The 21,119-nt window shown below is 62.1% G+C and carries 18 protein-coding genes; 5 read left to right on the top strand and 13 right to left on the bottom strand.

Annotated features, from left to right (window positions below):
- Positions 1 to 26: 26 nt before the first annotated feature.
- From QYH69_RS10935 to uvrB, 5 genes are all read right to left on the bottom strand, one after another.
- On the bottom strand, positions 27 to 1,433 hold the full coding sequence (locus QYH69_RS10935) for a 4Fe-4S binding protein (RefSeq protein WP_308831884.1): 1,407 nt from the start codon (positions 1,431 to 1,433) through the stop codon (positions 27 to 29).
- Positions 1,430 to 2,275, bottom strand: a complete 846-nt coding sequence (locus QYH69_RS10930; protein ID WP_308831883.1) for an FTR1 family protein — start codon at positions 2,273 to 2,275, stop codon at positions 1,430 to 1,432. The genes QYH69_RS10935 and QYH69_RS10930 overlap by 4 nt, the downstream gene beginning before the upstream one ends.
- 132 nt (positions 2,276 to 2,407) lie before the next feature.
- Complete coding sequence (locus tag QYH69_RS10925; protein ID WP_374992391.1) at positions 2,408 to 2,743, bottom strand: cupredoxin domain-containing protein; 336 nt, start codon at positions 2,741 to 2,743, stop codon at positions 2,408 to 2,410.
- Positions 2,744 to 2,865: 122 nt separating this feature from the next.
- Positions 2,866 to 3,414 carry an iron transporter gene (locus QYH69_RS10920; RefSeq protein ID WP_308831881.1) on the bottom strand — a complete coding sequence of 183 codons (549 nt, stop codon included), beginning with the start codon at positions 3,412 to 3,414 and terminating at the stop codon, positions 2,866 to 2,868.
- Between the two features lie 368 nt (positions 3,415 to 3,782).
- On the bottom strand, positions 3,783 to 5,876 hold the full coding sequence (uvrB, locus tag QYH69_RS10915) for an excinuclease ABC subunit UvrB (protein WP_308831880.1): 2,094 nt from the start codon (positions 5,874 to 5,876) through the stop codon (positions 3,783 to 3,785).
- Positions 5,877 to 6,530: 654 nt separating this feature from the next.
- Between uvrB and QYH69_RS10910 the strand changes: the two genes are divergently transcribed.
- Positions 6,531 to 7,730, top strand: a complete 1,200-nt coding sequence (locus QYH69_RS10910) for an amino acid aminotransferase (protein WP_308831879.1) — start codon at positions 6,531 to 6,533, stop codon at positions 7,728 to 7,730.
- 204 nt (positions 7,731 to 7,934) lie between these two features.
- On the opposite strand, the gene QYH69_RS10905 is transcribed toward QYH69_RS10910, so the two are convergent.
- Positions 7,935 to 9,221 (bottom strand): patatin-like phospholipase family protein, encoded by a 1,287-nt coding sequence (locus tag QYH69_RS10905; RefSeq protein ID WP_308831878.1) that lies wholly within the window; start codon positions 9,219 to 9,221, stop codon positions 7,935 to 7,937.
- 15 nt (positions 9,222 to 9,236) lie between these two features.
- Complete coding sequence (locus tag QYH69_RS10900; RefSeq protein ID WP_308831877.1) at positions 9,237 to 10,034, bottom strand: 3-hydroxybutyrate dehydrogenase; 798 nt, start codon at positions 10,032 to 10,034, stop codon at positions 9,237 to 9,239.
- Between the two features lie 228 nt (positions 10,035 to 10,262).
- On the opposite strand from QYH69_RS10900, the gene QYH69_RS10895 reads away from it, so the two are divergent.
- Positions 10,263 to 11,234: an aldo/keto reductase gene (locus QYH69_RS10895; RefSeq protein ID WP_308831876.1), complete on the top strand. Its 972-nt coding sequence runs from the start codon at positions 10,263 to 10,265 to the stop codon at positions 11,232 to 11,234.
- A 221-nt stretch (positions 11,235 to 11,455) separates the two neighbouring features.
- Positions 11,456 to 12,301, top strand: a complete 846-nt coding sequence (locus QYH69_RS10890; RefSeq protein ID WP_308831875.1) for a 23S rRNA (adenine(2030)-N(6))-methyltransferase RlmJ — start codon at positions 11,456 to 11,458, stop codon at positions 12,299 to 12,301.
- An 80-nt stretch (positions 12,302 to 12,381) separates the two neighbouring features.
- On the opposite strand, the gene QYH69_RS10885 is transcribed toward QYH69_RS10890, so the two are convergent.
- The 3 genes from QYH69_RS10885 to cueR form a co-directional block, all read right to left on the bottom strand.
- Entirely contained in the window at positions 12,382 to 12,750 is a 369-nt protein-coding gene (locus tag QYH69_RS10885) for a hypothetical protein (RefSeq protein ID WP_308831874.1), read from the bottom strand.
- Between the two features lie 273 nt (positions 12,751 to 13,023).
- The gene (locus QYH69_RS10880; protein WP_075157570.1) at positions 13,024 to 13,170 is read right to left on the bottom strand and encodes a DUF3563 family protein; all 147 of its coding nucleotides are present in this window, start codon (positions 13,168 to 13,170) and stop codon (positions 13,024 to 13,026) included.
- A gap of 283 nt (positions 13,171 to 13,453) precedes the next feature.
- Positions 13,454 to 13,867, bottom strand: a complete 414-nt coding sequence (cueR, locus tag QYH69_RS10875) for a Cu(I)-responsive transcriptional regulator (RefSeq protein ID WP_308831873.1) — start codon at positions 13,865 to 13,867, stop codon at positions 13,454 to 13,456.
- 146 nt (positions 13,868 to 14,013) lie between these two features.
- On the opposite strand from cueR, the gene QYH69_RS10870 reads away from it, so the two are divergent.
- Together QYH69_RS10870 and QYH69_RS10865 are read left to right on the top strand one after the other, a co-directional pair.
- A complete protein-coding gene (locus QYH69_RS10870; protein ID WP_308831872.1) occupies positions 14,014 to 14,223 on the top strand; it encodes a cation transporter in 210 nt (69 codons plus the stop codon).
- Positions 14,224 to 14,255: 32 nt separating this feature from the next.
- The gene (locus QYH69_RS10865; RefSeq protein ID WP_308831871.1) at positions 14,256 to 15,203 is read left to right on the top strand and encodes an SDR family oxidoreductase; all 948 of its coding nucleotides are present in this window, start codon (positions 14,256 to 14,258) and stop codon (positions 15,201 to 15,203) included.
- A gap of 221 nt (positions 15,204 to 15,424) precedes the next feature.
- Here the strand turns inward: QYH69_RS10865 and QYH69_RS10860 are convergent, their stop codons facing one another.
- From QYH69_RS10860 to imuA, 3 genes are read right to left on the bottom strand one after another with little or no spacing between them, the layout of a single operon-like run.
- Entirely contained in the window at positions 15,425 to 18,634 is a 3,210-nt protein-coding gene (locus QYH69_RS10860) for an error-prone DNA polymerase (RefSeq protein WP_308831870.1), read from the bottom strand.
- 27 nt (positions 18,635 to 18,661) lie between these two features.
- A complete protein-coding gene (locus tag QYH69_RS10855; protein WP_308831869.1) occupies positions 18,662 to 20,149 on the bottom strand; it encodes a DNA polymerase Y family protein in 1,488 nt (495 codons plus the stop codon).
- Positions 20,079 to 20,786, bottom strand: a complete 708-nt coding sequence (gene imuA, locus QYH69_RS10850; RefSeq protein ID WP_308831868.1) for a translesion DNA synthesis-associated protein ImuA — start codon at positions 20,784 to 20,786, stop codon at positions 20,079 to 20,081. Before imuA ends, QYH69_RS10855 begins: the two co-directional genes overlap by 71 nt.
- Positions 20,787 to 21,119: the final 333 nt, after the last annotated feature.

Here is a 21,119-nt window from a genome sequence, read left to right as displayed (position 1 = left end):
GCCTAACCGGGTCGCTCGATTCGCCGTCAGCGCGCCCAGCCCCAGAACATGAGCCACCATGCGCTATCGACGACGGCCAATGCAGCGATGAACCATAGCATGGCGAACCCGCGCTGGAAAAGCCGTTCGCTGTGACGTCGCGTGACGAGCCACGCGAGCCAGGCGCTCCACACGTTCGCGATGGCGAGAATCGTAAGCCGCACATCCGACGCCCAGAAAAGCGGCACATGCTCGGCACGCAACAGCGATAGCGTGGTGGCCGACAGTCCGAGAAATACGCCCGTGCCCGCGATCGGAATCAGCGCCTGCGCGAGATGATGCAGGCGCGTCCTGTCGAAACGGCCGAGCGCGCGCGACGCACCTGCCATCAGCGCCAGCAGCACGGTGCCGTATGCGAGTCCCGTCACGACGATATAGCCGATCACCATCGTGCCGTCGAGCCACGAGAAGACGTCGTTCTGCTCCGGATAGTGCGTGAACAGGAACCACGGCACGTGGTCGGTTTCGAGCGGCCATGTGATGTCGCGGTCGATCAGCCATGTCGCGAGGAACTGCTTGACGCCGATGAACCACGGCGACACGGTCCAGTGGAATGCGCCGATCGCGATACCGAGCAGGCCGTAGAGAATCAGCGCCGTGTCCCACGCGCTCGCCTGCTTGTCGCCGAGTTCGACGACTTCGGTGGAAGGCTTGCGCCACGTCAGCGCAATCGCATCGCGATGGCCGGCGCAGCGCCCGCACATATGGCACGCTGCAGCGCCTTTCATATTGCGCAGCGGCACGAGCGGCGCGCAATTGATCGGTATCACGCGGTGGCCGTGCTCGCCCTGTTTGTACGAGCGGCGCCACGCGTCTTCGTCGACCTTGTAGTGAAATGGCGCCAGCCGCGCCAGCAGCGCAAAGACCCCGTTCACGGGGCACAGATACTTGCACCAGACGCGCTTCTCGCGCCCGTACAGCAAGCCGATGATCATCGCCGCGAACGTCGATCCGCCGAGTACCAGCAGCACCGCTTTCGGATACTGATAGACGCTCACCATCTGTCCATAGATGGTCGTGATGCCGAACGCGACGAACGGCCACCCGCCCCAGCGCATCCAGTGCGGAATCGCGCGGCCGCGGCCGAATTTGCTCGCGAACTCGGCGAGCGCGCCTTCCGGGCACAGCACGCCGCACCAGACGCGGCCGAGCATCACCATCGACAGCAGCACGAACGGCCACCAGATGCCCCAGAACACGAACTGCGCGGCCAGCGTCAGGTTGTTCCACAGGTGCGCGGTATCGCCGGGCAGCGGCGTGAAGGCCGGAACGAGGATCAGAAATGCATAAACGGCGACGACCACCCACTGGATGGCGCGGATTGCCGCGCCGTGGCGTTGCATCCACTGGCCGGCTTCGGCAAGCCGGCCCGGTCGGCTTACCACGCTACTCATGCGGTGCGCCCCGCCTGACGTTGCGCGAGCGGGCGCTGCGCACGGCGCATCAGCAGATAGACGACCGCCCAGTACACGGCATAGGCAATCAGATTCATCAGCGCCGGATGCGCGCGATAGCCGGTCAGCGTCGCGACGAGCGAGCCGAACGTGCTCGAATCATCGAGCAGCCACGACGAGTTCCACACCTGGTCGACGATGGTCGGCAGGAATTCCTTGTCGATCAGCTTGTCGACGCCGGTCTCGAAGAGGCCCGCGCCGAGGAACAGCAGCATGATCTCGGTGACGCGGAAGAAAAGGCGCCACGAGAACACCTTGCCGCCCAGTTGCAGCACGTAGAAGGTCAGGAACGCTAGCGCGAGTCCGATCAGCGCCGCCAGCGACTGGCTCACCGGAACATGCCCCGACTGGCCAAAGCCGACGCCGTAAAGGAAGATCACCGTCTCGCTGCCCTCGCGGGCGATGGCGAGCGTGACGAGCAGCGTGATGCCCCACCAGTTCGCATCCTGCGTGCTCTTTTGCAGCGATTGCTCCATGTCGCGCTTGAGCGTGCGGCCGTGCTTCTTCATCCATAGCACCATCTGCACGATCAGCACGCAGGCGATCAGCACGATCGCGGTCTGAAAATAGTCCTGCGCGTCGCCTGAAAGAACTTCAGTGAAGCCGACCAGTGCGGCGCCCAGCGCGATCGCCGCGAGCACGCCCGCGCCGACGCCCGCCCACAGATAAGGCAAGCCGCGCCGCGCATTCTCGTCGCCGTTCTTCAGCCACGCATACAGGATGCCGACTACCAGCAGCGCCTCGACACTCTCCCGCCACACCACGAACATCACCTGACCCATCAAACCCTCCAACCGCATTGCAGGGAGCGCCTGCGCGCTCCCGATCCTTGCCTGTGTGACCGTGGACATCGACCGACTGCCCGAACCGGTGCCCGCAATTGCTGCTCTGCTACCGCTGCCCTGCTGCTTCTTTTACTTCGCGACGATCACGCCTTGCGCCTGCTGATGAAAATCGTCGAAGAACTTGTACTCGCCCGGCGACAGCGGCGCGATCACGACAAACGACGACGCGCCGGGCGCCAATACCTTTTCCTTGCGCAGCTCGACGCTCTCGAACTCGGCCGCGCCCTTGCCGACGTTATGCACTTCGATCTTGATACGCTGGCCGGAAGGCACTTCGATGCGAGCCGGGTTCAGCTTGCCGTCGTTCATCTGGAGCTGGAACGTCGGCAGATCGGCAGCGTACGCGACATCGACGACAGCAGTCGGCCCGACCAGCGACACCACCGCGATTGCCGCACGCACCATCCTGTTGTTAAGTCTCATGCATCATCCCTGAAGCTTCGCTTAAGAACGCGCGGCGCCGCGCGCCACGCGTTATCGTCGAGTCATGCGACTCGCTGCGTTCCTGCGTTTGCGCGTTCCCGCGCTTAATACCCGCCCTTCTTGCCGATGCCGGCGAACGTGAAGTCGTAATCGAGCGTGAACGGCTTGAACCACGGGCCCACGCCGGTTTCCTTGTCGATGTGACGGCCGAACGCCATATGGCCCGTCTGCATCGGCGGTTCGACGATCAGCTTCAGGTGATACTTGCCCGGTCCCGACAGTTTCACGTTGTCGCCGTAGTGCGGACCGTCGTTCGCGACCATCGCCATCAGATCGCCCTTCTGCGACCAGCTCGAACCGTTCTTCGTCAGTTCGTAATGCACCTGCAGGTACGGCATCCAGTCGCCTTCCGCAAAGCCGGTCGGATTGTTCTTGACCGCATGGATGTCGGCTTCGAGGTGAACATCCGAATCCGACGCCTTGCGCATCATCCCTTCAGGATCCATCGTGATCGGCTGCAGATACACGGCGCCGATTTCCATACCACCCTGAATCTGCTGTTTGCCGATCGGGTACTCGGCAGCCGCGGCCGGCAAGGCAACAGCCGCCGCAACGGCGAAAACACCGCCGCACAAAATTGACGAAACGCGCATTGAAACTCCTTTGTTTTTGTAAGTCGAAGCTGACCGTCACGACCTGCCACGACGATTCACGCGAGGACTTTCCTGGTACTGCCGGCCACGAGTGCCAACCACGACCGCCGACTGCGTGCTCACTGCGGACTTCTGCGACTGCGAAACCAGTAAATAACGGTAATGCGAACCATTCTCAATACTTGTCGCGAGTTTATCACTCTTCTGTTTCCGGGACAAATGCAAATGTGCTGGAAACCTAATCGCGACAGGGGTTTACGGGGAGCTTGTAGCCGTCTTGCCGGAGTAAGACAGGAAGTGAATCCAAGGGGTCTCGCCACGTGCGGCGCGATGCCGCACGCAGCGTAACCGGAGAAGATTTCACCTCGTCAGTCGGTGCCGGTCAGATGGTCGCCGACGTTCGCGCCGAACACGCGCTGGCGCAACAGCGCGAGTTGATCGCGCGCCTGCGCCGCCTTTTCGAATTCGAGGTTCTTTGCGTAGTCCATCATCTGCTTTTCGATGCGTTTGATTTCCTTTGCGAGCTGCTTTTCGGACATGTCCTCGAACTTCGCGCGCTGTTGCTGCTCGCGCAGTTCGGTGCGCGCTTCGTCCGCGTTGTAGACGCCATCGATAATGTCCTTGATCCGCTTGACGACGCCGCGCGGCACGATGCCCATCTGCGCGTTGTAGGCGATCTGCTTCGCGCGCCGCCGCTCGGTTTCGTCGATCGCGCGGCGCATCGAATCCGTGACGTTGTCCGCATACAGAATTGCCTTGCCGTTCACGTTACGCGCGGCGCGGCCGATCGTCTGGATCAGCGAGCGCTCGGCGCGCAGGAAGCCTTCCTTGTCCGCATCGAGAATCGCGACGAGCGACACTTCGGGAATGTCGAGCCCCTCGCGCAGCAGGTTGATGCCGACCAGCACATCGAACGTGCCAAGACGCAGATCGCGGATGATTTCGACGCGCTCGACCGTGTCGATGTCGCTGTGCAGATAGCGCACCTTGACGCCGTGGTCCGCGAGAAACTCGGTCAGCTGTTCGGCCATGCGTTTCGTCAACACCGTGACGAGCACGCGCTCGCCCGCCTTCACGCGCTCGTTGATTTCGCCGAGTACGTCGTCGACCTGGCTGCGCGCCGGGCGCACTTCGATCTCCGGATCGACGAGGCCGGTCGGCCGCACGACCTGCTCGGCCACCTGGCCCGCGGTCTTCTTTTCGTAGTCCGCAGGCGTCGCCGACACGAACACGACCTGGCGCATCTTGCGCTCGAACTCATTGAACTTGAGCGGCCGGTTGTCGAGCGCCGAAGGTAGCCGGAAGCCGTAATCGACGAGGTTTTGCTTGCGCGCGCGATCGCCGTTGTACATGCCGTTCAACTGACCGATCAACACGTGCGACTCGTCGAGCAGCATCAGCGCATCGGGCGGCAGATAGTCGACGAGCGTCGGCGGCGGCTCTCCCGGCAGCGCACCGGAGAAATGCCGCGAGTAGTTCTCGATACCTTTGCAGAAGCCGAGTTCCTGCAGCATCTCGAGGTCGAAGCGCGTGCGCTGCTCGAGCCGCTGCGCTTCGACGTGCTTGCCTTGCGAATGGAAGAACTCGAGCCGCTCGCGCAATTCGGCCTTGATTGTTTCGACGGCGCGCATCACGGTTTCACGCGGCGTGACATAGTGCGACGACGGATAGACGGTGAAACGCGGAATCTTCTGGCGCACACGGCCCGTGAGCGGATCGAACAGCTGCAGCGTGTCGATCTCGTCGTCGAAGAGCTCGATGCGCACGGCCATTTCGGCGTGCTCGGCCGGAAACACGTCAATCGTATCGCCGCGCACGCGGAATGTGCCGCGCTGGAAATCGGCCTCGTTGCGCGTGTACTGCATCGCGATCAGCCGCGCGATTACCTCGCGCTGCCCCAGCCGATCGCCGGTTCTGAGCGTGAGAATCATCTGGTGGTATTCGGATGGGTTGCCGATACCGTAGATTGCCGACACGGTCGCGACGATCACCACGTCGCGACGCTCCATCAGGCTTTTCGTTGCCGACAGGCGCATCTGTTCGATGTGCTCGTTGATCGACGAGTCCTTCTCGATGAACAGGTCGCGCTGCGGCACATACGCTTCCGGCTGGTAGTAATCGTAGTACGAGACGAAGTACTCGACCGCATTGCGCGGAAAGAACTCGCGAAACTCCGCGTACAACTGCGCGGCGAGCGTCTTGTTCGGCGCGAACACAATGGCCGGGCGGCCGAGCCGCGCGATCGTGTTCGCCATCGTGTAAGTCTTGCCGGAGCCGGTCACGCCGAGCAGCGTCTGGAACGACAGTCCGTCCTCGACACCTTCGACGAGCGTCTGGATGGCCGTCGGCTGGTCGCCGGCCGGCGCATACGGCTGATAGAGCTTAAACGGCGAGCCTTCGAACGAGACGAATTTGGATTCGTCTAGCGTGTCGTCGACTTCACTCAAGTGATGTTCGGACATGAGGGCGGCATCCTGGGCCGAAAGCAAACGACTATTCTAGCGATTTGCGAAGCGGCAAGCTGTGAGTTAAAGGCGGTTTGAACGCGGATCCGGATACAGCCATGGGGCCGGGCGGTCAGATTCCCGCTTACGAGGGTTCAGGGGCGGCACTTGCGTCGCTAAAGGCACTTGGCACGGCGGCCGGGGGCCTGCTTGTACGGCCCGCTTGTACGGCCCGCTCGTACCGCCTGCCTGGAGCGCTGTTTCCGCGCTTCGAGCGGGCACGGCACGAGCAGTGATCCGGCACTCAAAACCACGCGAAACCGCTCAGGACCCGCTCAGGACCCGCTCAGGACCCGCTCAAAATCCGCTCGAATCCACGCTGAAATCCGTGCAAATCGTCTCGCAATGCGCTGGCCGCGACCGCCCGCGCGGCGCGTTGTCGTCTGCGCCGCGACCAGGCGCGCAAGCTTGCATATGTGGCCATCGTGCTGCATTCCAACAGATTCGCGCCGAAAACCGCTCGCGGATTCGCTACAATGGCGCGTTGCGCTTCGCCCGCGCGTCACCGGGTTGCATTTTGCGTGGTGGCAAGCCATGCGCTCGCAAGCGCCGACCTAGCCGATTGAGAAGCTGTCCCGTCGCCGTCTTCCTTTTCACTACTGCCGAACCATCATGTCTCTCTTTTCCGCTGTCGAACTTGCCCCCCGCGACCCGATCCTGGGCCTCAACGAAGCCTTCAACGCCGATCCGCGCCCGACCAAGGTCAATCTCGGCGTAGGCGTCTACACGAATGAGGAAGGCAAGATTCCGCTGCTGCGCGCAGTGCGCGACGCGGAAAAGGCACGCATCGAAGCGGCGCTGCCGCGCGGCTACCTGCCGATCGAAGGCATCGCCGCTTATGACGCAGCGGTCCAGCAACTGCTGCTCGGCAAGGACTCGCCGCTCGTCGCGGCCGGCCGCGTCATCACCGCGCAAGCGCTCGGCGGCACCGGCGCGCTGAAAATCGGCGCGGATTTCCTCAAGCGTCTGAACCCGTCGGCCAAGGTGGCGATCAGCGACCCGAGCTGGGAGAATCACCGCGCGCTGTTCGAGAATGCCGGCTTCGAGGTGATCTCGTACCCGTACTACGATGCGAAGACGAACGGCGTCAATTTCGAAGGCCTGCTGACGGCGCTGAACGGCTATGCGCCGGGCACGATCGTCGTGCTGCACGCATGCTGCCACAACCCGACCGGCGTCGATCTGACGGCCGACCAGTGGCGCCAGATCGTCGAAGTCGTGAAGGCACGTCAGCTCGTGCCGTTCCTCGATATCGCGTATCAGGGCTTCGGCGACGGTATCGAGGCAGACGCGGCCGCCGTGCGTCTTTTTGCGCAGTCGGAGCTGAACGTGTTCGTGTCCTCGTCGTTTTCGAAGTCGTTCTCGCTGTATGGCGAGCGCGTCGGCGCACTGTCGATCATCACGAACAGCAAGGAAGAAGGCTCGCGCGTGCTGTCCCAGTTGAAGCGCGTGATCCGCACGAACTATTCGAACCCGCCGACGCACGGCGGCTCGATCGTCGCGGCCGTGCTCGGTTCGCCGGAGCTGCGCGCGACATGGGAAGCGGAACTCGGCGAAATGCGCGATCGTATCCGCGCGATGCGCAACGGGCTCGTCGAGCGCCTGCAGGCTGCTGGCGTCAATCGCGATTTCAGTTTCGTAAACGTGCAACGCGGCATGTTCTCGTACTCGGGGCTGACGGCTGCCCAGGTCGATCGTCTGCGCGAAGAGTTCGGCATCTATGCGGTCAGCACCGGACGCATCTGCGTCGCGGCGCTCAACACGCGCAACCTCGATGTCGTGGCGAACGCGATCGCGCACGTGTTGAAGTAAAGCCGCCGCTCGTACCGGGTGGCCGGGTTATACGCTCCCGCTCCGGTCGACGCGGCGTGTGAAGGCGAAAGAAAGAGTAAAAGCGAAAGCGGCACTGTGAAAGCGGTGCCGCTTTTTCTTTGCTCGTTCGCCTTGCGCTTTTGCTCTACGCTTTTTCGCGATATCTCGTGCATCGACTGTGGCACCGCTCGCGCCCGGCGGGTATCAACGTGCGTCGCGATGAATATCGTGCGTGACGAAACCCGAGTCGTTGTCCGGCATATCGAGCCAACCAGGCTGCGCAAGCGACGCGCGAATGTCTTCGAGCCCGCTTTGCCAGTGTTCCCGCATCGTCGACAAGCCGAACTGATAGTCCTTGTAGTGCCCTTCGTACTCCTTGTTCCGGTAGATCAGATGGATCACGTTGTAGCGCTTCGAGCACGATAGCTCGTCGGCCAGCTTGCACCACGGGTCGTTGCGATGCTCAGGCGCGACACGATCGAGCAGTTCGCGCAGCACGTGCCTGAAACGCTGCGTACGCTGCATCGTGTCGGTGACGTAGCGCGTGCGGCTCGAATACTGGATGTCCTTGACGCGCCCCTGCACATCGGTGATGTTGTCCGGCACCGGGCCGATCGCACTCCACAAATCGACCTGAAATGCGAGCGTATCGCGCCTCGGCGTGGTTTGAGCGACCTGATAGAGCGGCGTGTTCGACATCAGCCCGCCATCCCAGTAGTACTGTCCGTCGATCTCGACAGCGCCGAAGCCCGGCGGCAACGCGCCGGACGCCATGAAGTGCTCCGGCTTCAACACCGTATCCGGGTGCATGTTGTCGAAGTACGAAAAGTTACCGGTGCCGACGTTGACCGCCCCGACCGATACGCGCATCTCGCCCGAGTTGATGCGATCGAAATCGCAAAGCCGCTCGAGCGTCGCTTTCAACGGCGTGGTGTCGTAAAAGCTCGCGACTTGCGGCGGGCCGGACACGGTCGGCAGCGGCGGCGGAAAGCGCGGCACGAAAAAGCCCTTCTGCCCGTCGACGATCGCACCGACGGCTTGCATCGCGGTGAACGCCTTGCGGACGGCGTCGGTGGAATTGAAAAATGCGTGCTCGACGAATGGCGGCAGCGGTGGCCCGAACGCAGGCTGGCAGATGGTCTCCCAGAACTCCAGCAGCCGCTCGACGCGATGCTCGGGCGCATTGCCGGCAATGATCGCCGTATTCAATGCGCCGATCGAGATACCGGCGAGCCAGTTCGGCACAATGCCCGCCTCGTGGAGCCCCTGGTACACGCCGGCCTGATACGCGCCGAGCGCGCCGCCGCCTTGCAGCATCAGCGCGATCGTTTCGTACTGCGGCAACTCGAGGCGACCGCTCGCGCGTGCACCCGCGTCGGCCGCCGCACTGGCAGCGGTGCCGCCGCCTGCGGCACCGGCAGGCTCGCCGCTACCTTCGCCGGCCACGCCCGCGCGAGCCTGTTTGGCGTTGCTGACGTTGCGTTGTGCCATTCGCGCTCTCCATGGTTATTGCATGTACCAGCCGTGGCTCACGATAAACGACTGCCCGGTCAATGCCGCTGTCGGGAAGGCCGACAGGAACAGCACTGTCTGCGCAACATCTTCGACGGTCGTAAACACGCCGTCCACCGTGCCGCCCAGCATCACGCGCTTGACGACTTCTTCTTCGCTGATGCCGAGCTCCTTCGCCTGCTCGGGGATCTGCTTGTCGACGAGCGGCGTGCGCACGAAGCCCGGGCAAACCACGTGCGAGCGCACGTTATGCTTCGCGCCTTCCTTGGCGAGCACGCGTGCGAGACCGAGCAGCGCATGCTTGGCAGCCACGTACGCTGACTTCAGCGGCGACGCTTCGTGCGAATGCACCGAGCCCATGTAGATCACGACACCGCCGCGATCGTCCTTGTACATGTGCTTGAGCGCCGCTTTCGTGGTGAGGAACGCACCGTCGACGTGAATGGCTTGCATCTTTTTCCAGTCGGAAAACGCGTAGCTCTCGATCGGGTTAACGATCTGGATGCCGGCATTTGAAACCAGGATGTCGACCGAGCCCAATTCGGCCGCAACCTTGTCGATGCCTTGATTGACGGCGTCTTCGTTCGTCACGTCCATCGCGACACCGATGGCCTTGCCGCCCGCCTTCGTGATTTCATCGGCAACGGCGTTCGCACCGTCCTGGTTCAGGTCGGCAATCGCGACGGCCGCGCCCGCTCGCGACAGCGTCAACGCGATCTGTTTGCCGATGCCGCTTGCCGCGCCGGTGACGACCGCGACCTTGCCCGTGAGACTCGTATTCAGTGACGACATCCGGAACCTCCATGCAGTAGATGAACAATGAAACCATGACGCACGTGCGCCGTGAAGCTAGCCGAACGGCATATGCCATCCGGCCGAATGTTGCACTGCAGCCAGCGCTGCTATTGTGCATGAACCTGAATGCGCAAAGCACGCGTCACGTATCGCGCGGAATCGGATTAAGCTAAGCGGTTTCGAATATTGCTTGAAACAACCGTATGCATACCAAAGGGGAAAGGCATGAACTATCGTCGTCTGGGCCGATCGGGCCTGCAGGTCAGCGAATTGTCGATCGGCTCGTGGATCACGTACGGCAATCAGGTGGACCGTCGCCTCGCGCGCGAATCGCTCGCTGCGGCACGCGATGCCGGCATCAATTTCTTCGATAACGCGGAAGTTTATGCAGGCGGCAAGTCAGAAGAAATCATGGGTCATGCGCTCAAGGAACTCGCGTGGCCGCGCGTTAGCTATGTTGTGTCCACGAAGTTCTTCTGGGGCCTCAATGAAGCGCCGAACCAGTATCACACGCTGAATCGCAAGTACCTGATGAACGCGATCGATGGCTCGCTTGCGCGCCTGCAGCTCGACTACGTCGATCTCGTGTTTTGCCATCGTCCCGATCCGCATACGCCGATCGAGGAAACGGTCTGGGCAATGAGCGACATCATTTCGCGCGGCAAGGCGCAATACTGGGGTACGTCCGAATGGAGCGCCGATGAAATCCGCGCGGCGTACGAAATAGCTGAGCGGCATCATCTGCACAAGCCCGTCATGGAACAGCCGCAGTACAACCTGTTTTGCCGCAAACGTGTCGAGGAAGAGTACAGCCGCCTTTACGAGGACATCGGTCTCGGCTTGACGACATGGAGCCCGCTTGCCTCGGGCCTGCTGACCGGCAAATACCGCAATGGCGTGCCGGCTGGCAGCCGCGCGGAACTGCAGGGTTTCGACTGGCTGCGCAGCGCGGTGACCGACACGAACAGGAACAGCATTGTCGGCAAGCTCGGCAACGTCGCTGACGAACTCGGCTGCTCGCTCGCGCAACTGGCGCTCGCGTGGATCCTGAAGAACCCGAACGTGAGCACCGTCATTACTGGTGCGTCGCGCGTCGAGCAGATCGGCGAAAACATGAAGGCGCAAGATGTCGCGGCGAAGATCACGCCGGAAATCAAGCAGCGCATCGAGGCGATCGTCGGTGAGTCGTATCAATGAGCTTCGCTCGAACGTAACGCCGCAACGCCGGGACGTCGCCGCTGGAAGCTGAATGCACCGGACCGTCGCGCGGTGTCGCGCGCTACCGGCGGCGCGTACTACCGTACTACAATACGCGCCCGCGTTGGACGAACCGTCAACGTACAAACCATGCGTCACCGGTCGGAACGGCCGGCACGTGCCTATCTGTTTCTGGACACCCGCCCCGGATCGATCCCAACATGCTCAGCTATCGACACGCCTTCCATGCGGGCAATCACGCCGACGTACTGAAGCACGCCGTACTCGTGCAGTTGCTCAAATATCTTGGTCAGAAAGACAAAGCCTACTGGTACATCGACACGCATGCTGGCGCCGGCGTGTATGCACTGAAGGAAGGCTACGCGGTCAAGTCCGCCGAGTCGGCAAGCGGCATCGTGAAGCTGTGGAAACGCACCGATCTGCCACCTGTACTTGCCGAGTACGTCGAAGAAGTATCGGCGCTCAATCCGGACGGCGAGCTTCGTTACTACCCGGGCTCGCCTTATCTCGCGTGGCGTCTGATGCGCGCGCAGGACAGGATGCGTCTCTTCGAACTGCACAGCACCGAAATCGACGTGCTACGGCACAACTTCCGCGACGCGGGCAAGCGGGCCATGCTATTCGCGGGCGACGGGATCGAAGGCATCAAGCCGCTGTTGCCGCCGGCGCCAAGACGGGGGCTCGTGCTGATCGATCCGTCGTATGAGGACAAACGCGATTACTCGCGCACGCTCAGTTGCATCGAAGACGGGCTGAAGCGTTTTGCGACGGGCACCTATGCGGTCTGGTATCCGCAGGTCGCGCGGCCCGAATCCCAGCGATTCGCGGAGCAGCTCAAGCGCTTGCAGGAGAAGAACTGGCTGCATGTGTCGCTGACTGTCTCCAGCCCGCCGGCCGATGGTTTCGGCCTGTTCGGCAGCGGCATGTTCATCGTGAACCCGCCGTACACACTGCCGGATGCGATGAAGGAAACAATGCCCTGGCTCGTAGAAGCGTTAGGGCAGGACAAAGCGGCGCAATTCAAGGTCGAGTTCCGGCTCGACTAGATCGACGGTCTACCGTTGCCGAGGCCACCGCCAGTCTTTCCGCAAACAGCCTGCGCCGTTGTCGTTGATGCCGCGCGACGCTATTGGGGCAGCCGCGGCTGTGGCGTCGGACGTGGCGCTTGCAGGCCGCCCGCGTGGGGCGGTCTGCCGCCATTCGCCGTGTTGGTCGGCAGGTTGATGTATGGTGCGACGTAAATCGGCGTCGACTGGTTATACGGTGCAAGCTGCGCGGGTTGGGCCGCGGGCGCCGCCTGCACGATCGGCTCCTGCGAGAGCGGTGCGTTTTGCAGCACGATGCCGCTCTGGCCGTCGCTGATGCCATGTTGCGTGTCGAGGATCAGTGGTTGTCCGCCGCCTGCGGCGAAGGCTGTCGAAGCAACGAGCGCGGTCGCCAGTAGCGTCGAGGCCGCGGCGGGGAGCGCGAAGCGGATCGAACGGATGTTGCGCATGAATGAACAAGCCGGGTGACGAGGCCAAAAAAATAGACATCAACGAAGTCGACTGCAAGACCGGTAAAAATACAAGCCAAGATACAAAGAAAAGTACAAATGAAGGTACAAGCGGATGCAATAGCGAGACACGAGCGCCTATATCAAAAACCGCTTTACCTTACCGCAGTGGCAACGTTCAGACTAGTGAATATTAAGTGTACGGGTGCCAGAAACGACAAAGCCCCGCAAAGCGGGGCTCGATCAACCACGGCATCGTGCCTTCGGGCTGCCTTACAGCGAATAGCCGCCCTTTTCGAGTTCGCGGATCCGCTGTTCCAGCTGAACGATATCGGCCGATTCGGCCAAATACGTTTCGCGACGGCTTTGCTCCGCGGTTTCAAACCAGTTGCTCAGTTTTTCGACAATGTACGCGATCATGATGCTTCTCCAAGGACTATGAATCCCCGGTGGATTGGACATCAGGGATTTCCCGTAAAAGGGTTAACCCGCATTATAGCCTTCCACGGCGCATCCGCCAGTGAAATGCCTGAATTGCGTGCATTCCGATTTGGAATGGTGCACTCACTTCGCAGCGGTAAGCAGTTGATTCACTGTCCTTTTTTGACGACCAGGCACAGAACGGCAGTTTGCGAATCAAAAACGCACCACTCTTGTGCAACACTCCATACAACGATGACCGCGAACCCTCCCCACCAATCGATCAGTCGCCTTGGCATCCGCCACTCTCACTGGCTGCGAGCCGCTCGATAATCGGGCAGTCGGGCCGATCGTCACCGTGGCAATGAGCCGCGAGATGGGAAAGCGTGTCGCGCATCTCCGACAGTTCGGCGATCCGCCGGTCGAGCTCCGCGACGTGTTCGAGCGCGATCGCCTTGACTTCGGCGCTGGCGCGCGAGCGATCGTGCCACAGCGCAAGGAGGCGGCGAATGTCGTCGACAAGAAAACCGAGGCGTCGCGCCTGGCGGATAAACCGCAACGAATGCACTTCCTGCGTTCCGTACACGCGATAACCGGCCGGCGTGCGCTCCCTCGCTGCGAGCAGGCCCACGCTTTCGTAGTAGCGGATCATTTTCGCCGTGACGCCCGACGCGCGAGCGGCTTCGCCGATATTCATGTCACTTGTTCCCGTTTCATCACTTTGCCGTCTGATCCTACACCTTCCCATGATGGGAAGCTCAGCTCGAGGTCTCATCGGGGCTTAATTGGGATCCGCCAGGCATAATCCAACTGTCGTCTTACCTGTTTGATAAGGAGTTTCGAATGACCATCGAATTCAACGTGGAAGGCATGAGCTGCCAGCATTGCGTGTCGGCCGTTACCCATGCGATTCGCGAACGCGACGCAGCCGCGCATGTGAGCGTCGATCTGACGGCAGGCAAGGTCTCCGTCGAATCGTCCGCATCGGTCGAGAGCTTGAAAGAGGCCATCGATGACGCCGGCTACACGGTCGTCGCCGTCGCGAATCAGTGACGGAGGAAAAGCCCGCCCAGGACTGACGACACATGTACAAGGTCGCATTAATCGGTGCATCGGGGCTGCTGGGCCGCGCCGTTGCGCATCGCCTGTCGCAACGGAATGACTGGCAGGTCGTGCAAACGGCGTTTGCGCATGCCGGGGCACCGCAGGTCGTGCTTGATATCCGCGATGAAAATGCGATTACCCGCTTCGTCGATGAGCAGGCACCAGACGCGATCGTGATCGCCGCGGCCGAACGGCGTCCCGATGTTTGCGAGAACGATCCCGCGCTCGCTCGCGCGCTGAACGTCGAAGCGGTGCGTGCAATTGCGGGAGCGGCGCGACGGCACGGCGCGTGGGTGCTGTCGATTTCGACCGACTACGTGTTCGACGGCACGCGGCCGCCCTATCGTCACGATACGCCTCCAGCGCCGATCAACGCCTACGGCCGCAGCAAGCTCGAAGGCGAGCGGGCACTGTTCGATGCGACGAACAATGGCTGCGTGCTCCGCTTGCCGTTGCTGTACGGGCCGATCGTCAGCTGGCAGGAGTCGGCGGTGACGAGCCTCGTGCCGGCGATCGCCGCTTCGGCTAGCGCCACGGCGGGTCCGGCGGTGATGGACGCATGGGCAACGCGCTATCCGACGTTCACGCCGGACGTCGCGATCGTAATCATGCAAATGCTCGAGCGGCATGCGCGCGGCGAGCCCGTGTGCGGCATCACGCAATGGTCGGGCGACGAACCGATGACGAAGTACGACATCGCATGCCGGCTCGCCAAAGCGCTCGAACTCGATGCGCAGTCGATGCCGCCGCAGTTGACGCCACCGCAGTTGACGCCACAATACGCGCCGGCTGACGCGACGCCTCGTCCGCGCGATTGCCACCTCGACTCGAGCGTGCTCGAAGCGCTCGGCATCGGACGCCGCACACCGTTCGACGTCGCGATCCGGCAGGTGCTGGCCAATTTTCCATGGCGCGGCACTGCGGCCTGAGTGCCGCTACATGAGTGCCGCTACATGAGTTCAGCTCGTGATGCGCCGCGACGCGCAACGTAGCGCGCATGCCGTGCCTGCCGGCGCGCTCGCACGCATCTTTGCGTCCAGTCTTCGGGATGCCGCGCGATTTTCGTCGCGTGCAGATACACGGGTTCAATGGTTGAATCGGCCGTACTCGCGCATCATTGCGGCGCCCGCTTTCTTGCCGGCAACGCCCGTCAGCAAAAGTCGCGACTCGTCGACTGCAGTCCGCCGAGCAGATGCGACATATCGACAAGCCGATGCGCAACGAGATGCCGCACTTCGCCTTCGCATTGCCAGACGCCATACACCGCCAGCAGCGACGCGCCCAGCAGCTCCTTGCGCTGCGCTTCGACAAGCTTCGGCCATACGATCACATTGATGTTGCCGGTTTCGTCCTCGATCGTGACGAAGATCACGCCTTTCGCGGTGCCCGGCTGCTGCCGCACCGTGACGATGCCGCAGCCGCGTGCGAGCCGGCCGTTGCGATACCTGTTGAGCGTCGCGGCCGGCATCAACCGGTGTTCGAGCAATTGCGGTCTGAGCAGCTCGAGCGGATGGCGGCCGAGCGTGAGGCCCGCGGACCGATAGTCCGCGACGATGTCCTGCGCTTCCGACGGCGCGCCCAGCGCGGGCGTTTCGTCCGTGACCGCGGTGCCCGCCAGCATGTCCTTGTCCGGCACCGCAGCCACCGATTGCCACAACGCCGCGCGACGATTGCCGGCGAGCGTCGCGAGCGCATTCGCATCGGCCAGCACATGCAGATCGCGACGGTCGAGCTGCGCGCGGTGCGCAAGATCGTGCACGCTGACGAATGGCCGCACCGCGCGTGAAATCTCGATGCGTTCCGCCGCGCCATCCTTCATTCCGCGCAGTAACGAGAGTCCGAGACGCACCGCGGGACGTGCTTCGCCTGCGAGTGTCTCGAGCGACGCATCCCAGCCGCTCACCATGACATCGACCGGCAACACCTTGACGCCATGACGCTTCGCGTCCTGCACGAGCTGCGACGGCGAATAAAAGCCCATCGGCTGACTGTTCAGCAACGCAGCGAGAAACGCCTCGGGCTCATGACACTTGAGCCAGCTGCTCGCGTAAACAAGCAACGCAAAGCTGGCGGCATGACTCTCCGGGAAACCGTACTCGCCGAACCCTTTGATCTGCTCGAAGATCGAGTCAGCGAAATCCTTCTCGTAGCCACGCTCCAGCATGCCGCTGACGATGCGGTCATAGTATTTCTGCAGGCCGCCCTTGCGCTTCCAGGCCGCCATCGAGCGGCGCAGCTGATCGGCTTCGCCCGGCGTGAAGCCGGCCGCGATAATCGCCACCTGCATCACCTGCTCCTGGAAAATCGGCACGCCGCACGTGCGGCCGAGCGCGACTCTCAGCGCGTCGCTCGGATAGGTTTCAGGCTCGAGCTTTTGCCGCCGCCGCAGATACGGATGCACCGCCCCGCCCTGAATCGGCCCTGGCCGCACGATCGCGACTTCGATTACGAGGTCGTAGAACTCTCTGGGCTGCAAGCGCGGCAACATGCTCATCTGCGCACGCGATTCGATCTGGAACACACCGACCGTGTCGGCGCGCGAAATCATCCTGTATGTTTCCTTGTCTTCGGGCGGAATCGATTGCATTTCGAAGTCTTCGCCGCGCCGCTGCGAAACGAAATCGAGCGCGCGCCGAATTGCCGACAGCATGCCAAGCGCGAGCACATCGACCTTCAGCAGACCGAGCGATTCGAGATCGTCCTTGTCCCATTCGATCACCGACCGGTCCGCCATCGCCGCATTCTCGACCGGCACGAGCCGTGTCAGCTTGCCGCGGCTGATCACGAAACCGCCCGAATGCTGTGACAGATGCCGCGGAAAATTGAGCAGTTGCGATGCGAGTTTCGCCCACATCTGGATCAACGGCGTTTCCGGATCGAGGCCCGCCTCTTCGAAACGCTTCAGCAGATCGCTGCTCGAATCGAACCAGTGATGCGTCTTCGCCACCTTGTCGACAATCTGCGAATCGATGCCGAGCGCCTTGCCGGTTTCCCGCAGCGCACCGCGCGGCCGGTAGGTAGATACCGCAGCGGCGATCGCCGCGCGGTCGCGGCCATATTTGTTATAGATGTACTGAATGACTTCCTCGCGCCGCTGATGCTCGAAATCGACGTCGATATCCGGCGGCTCGCCGCGCTCTTTCGAAATAAATCGCTCGAACAGCATGTTGCCGCGCGCCGGGTCCACTTCGGTGACGCCGAGGCAATAGCAGACCGCGGAGTTGGCCGCGGAACCGCGCCCCTGACACAGAATGTGCTGGCTGCGTGCATAACGCACGATGTCGTAAACCGTGAGGAAGTACGACTCGTAGTTCATATCCGCGATCAGCGCGAGTTCGTATTCGAGCTGTTGCTGCACTTCGTATGGAATCCCCGATGCAAAGCGCCGATGCGCGCCCTTGTAGGTTTCCTGCCTCAAATACGTGGTCGGCGTGTAGCCCGCGGGCACGATCTCATCGGGATACTCATAACGAAGGCTATCGAGCGAGAACGTGCAGCGCGTGAGCAAGCTCATCGTCTCGCGCACCGTATGCTCGGGATAAAGATTCGCGATGCGCACACGCGAACGCAGATGCTGTTCCGCATTCGGCGCGAGATCGTAGCCGCATTCGCGCACCGGCTTGCCGGCACGAATCGCCGTCAAGGTGTCCTGCAACGGCTTGCGCGAGCGCACGTGCATCACGACATGGCCAAGCGCGACGACCGGCACCTGCTGACGATCCGCCACATATTCAACCGAGCCGCGATGAATATCGTCCATTGCGCGCTGATGCAGCACGAGGCCCACCCATGCGCGATCGGAAAACGTCTCATCGAGCCATGCGATTTGCGCATCGAGCGTTTCTTCCTTGGCCGGAAATTCCGGCACCAGAATCGCAAGACAATCGGGCATGCCGCGCAGATGCGCGTGATCGCGATCGGGCCGCGACAGATCGTGCGGCGTCAAACGGTACTCGCCCTTCGGCGCGCGCGTGCGCGCAAGCGTGATCAACTCGGACAGATTGCCGTATCCCTCGCGATTCTGCGCGAGCAGAATCAGCCCGAATGCGGGCGATCCGTCGGCATTGCGCAGTTGAAAATACGAGCCGATGACGAGCGGCAGATTCATTTCCTTCGCCGCGACATGTGCGCGAACGACGCCGGCAAGCGAGCATTCGTCGGTGATCGCGAGTCCTGAATAGCCCAGTTCCACTGCACGCTGCACCAGTTCCTCCGCATGCGATGCGCCGTGCAGGAACGTGAAATTCGAGAAGCAGAACAGCTCCGCATAGGCCGGCAATGCGTACGACACAGCGGACGGTTCGATGAAAGAGCCATCGGCGGACGGCGGCACGGCGGGCGGGACGACGGTCGAGGCCATGGTGCGTTGTGTTCCCGTTGTGTTCCGTCAGCCGAACAGGCCATGCAGGAACCAGCGCTGCTCCTCATCAGCGGCTGTACGGCTGCCGACGCGCTCGAGGTATATCCAGTAACAGCTGAGATCCTCTGCCTGCATGACGTAGTAATCGCGCGTCACGAAGCCGTTGTCGAACCAGCCGGCTTCGATCCGCTCGGCCGGAGACACCTTGCGCAGCGGCGAACCGTAGAACGGACGGTTCTCGCGCATCAGGAGACGCACCGGCGTTTCCAGCAGCCATGTCGGGCGCGGCAAGCCCTGCGGTAAAGCGATCTTCTTCTCCTGATCGGCGACCGGCACCCAGCGGTTCGCAATTTCAGGGCGATAATCGGCCGTCGGCGCGGAACGCAACACGTTTTCTGGGCCGAGACGCGCGATCAGCAATTCGAGCAGACGCGCATGGTCTTCCAGCGTGCCGCCCGGCTCCGGGAAAAGATTGTCGTTGGCCTGTTTCGCCGAAGCGATTTTCGTCGCATCGAGCCGCAGCGCAATGGCCGCCGCCGGCAGTTCCGCGCGATGCAAACGCTCTTTCACGAGCCGCAACAGATGCTCCTCGCGCCATGCCGGTTCGCCGAGCGCAATGTCGATCAGCGTCGGCTCGAGGGCCTGCCTGCCCCGCTCGTGTTCGAAAGTGAGCGTCACGGCGGCGGCCGCGAGTTGCTTCGCACATAGCCAGCCACATAGTTGTACGAGCAACCGGTGCGCGGCAAATACCGCACCGTCCGCATGCTCAAGACGATCAGGTAGCTCGATGCGCGCGGAAAAAGTGGGCGGCAATTCGAGCCAGTCGAACAACTCGGGCGCAACGCCGAATGCACGATCGAGCGAGTCGAGCAGATGCTCGCCGCAACGACGCTGCAAGCCCGCGCGCGGCAGACGACGCACATCGGCAATCGATTCGCAGCCGAGCCCGGTGAACCAGTCGGCAAACGGACGGATCTCCGGCACCGCATGCATCGGCAATGGCGCGAGCGAGCGCTCGAGCGAACTGATTTGCAGCACCCTGCGATTGCCGTGCTTCGCGAGCAGCCACGCGCCTTGGCCGGTCGGCGCCGCACTGATGCGCGCGGTCAGGCCGAACGTATCGAGCAACGCTTTCGCCTGTCGGCACAGCGACAGCACGCCGCCGAAAAGCCGTAGACTCGCACCGACTTCGACGATAACCGTCGCCTCGTCGAGCAAGGCGACATCCGGTGAGAACTTCATCAGCGCGATGCCGACTTCTTGCTGCGCGGCGCTTTCGCGTGTGATGTCGCGGTCGTATAAACGCGTCTGCGGCGCAAGCGTGTGCACGCCTGCCCGCTTCATGCCAGGACGCACACCGGCCGCGCGGGCTGCGCGATCGACGATGACCACCACGCCCTTCTCCAGCACGGCACAGCCATGCTCCGCACCGGCCGCCGCGCCCTCACGCAGCCACTTCGGCTGGAAGACTTCGAGGGGCAGCTTCGGCAAATGAACGGCGAGAAAGACGCGCATGACGGGAATACAGAACAGGTGTGGGTTGCAGGGAAATCGACAGAGGCTGCGCGCGCATGGGACCTCGTCGTTTCACTATGTCGACCATCAGGCCTTCCGCAGCCGCTCGTAAGGCCAGCCGTAATGGAGCCGGCGATGAGTCTTGTGCGGCCGTAAGCGGCCGGACCATGATGAACAGCGTCTCGGATGATTGAGCAGCCAGATGCAAACGCCGCAACGACGATGCTTTTACGTGCTGCACCCACAGCAGTACTGCACCGCAACTGCCGGCCTGAAGCATCTGCTCCGCTGACCATAATGCGTCGGTGATCTTCGTCGCCTTGATCTGCAACAGCCGGTCGAGCGACAGACCGATATAGTTCAGACCCGGTCCGTCCGGGATATGCGGCGGCCTGATCAGCGCGATGGGTCGATCGTTGAGCAGACTGAGCGCGGGCCGCAGAAGCCGCATTTCGCCGACACCCGGCTGCTCCACCATCAGATCGACGAGCTCACCGAGCGGCCACCCACCACCGGGCAATTCGGTAGACAGGACCGGATAACCCGTGTCGACCGTCTTTCCACGCCCGTGCGCAAGCTGCGAGGCTCGCCAGAGCGCCGGATGAATCTCTTCGGCAGGGATAGCGACGGGGGACATCGATCGTAGGAAAAAGCCTGTATATATATACAGTATCCTACACGCAATTCAGCACTCTAATTGGCACTTTTTGAGATGCGCGGAACGAGATTCAGCTGAAGTAAGACGTGAAGTAAGACGATTAGCCGGCGCTTTCAGGCTCAGTTGAGATAATCAGGTGAAAGCGTTAATTGAAGGACCGGCTCAGGAAGAATTCGTTGGGGCGATTGGACGGCACACCGTATATCGGGAATTCGATACTCACGGTGTTAATCGGTTTTAGCCGGGCTGTAAACGCAGCAACCCCGCCTGTGCGGGCGGGGTTGATGTTTTCAGCTGAGGGGGAGCCTGACG

The organism is Paraburkholderia sp. SARCC-3016, from assembly GCF_031119615.1.
Classification (GTDB): domain Bacteria; phylum Pseudomonadota; class Gammaproteobacteria; order Burkholderiales; family Burkholderiaceae; genus Paraburkholderia.
This window is presented reverse-complemented; position numbering and strand designations above follow the sequence as displayed.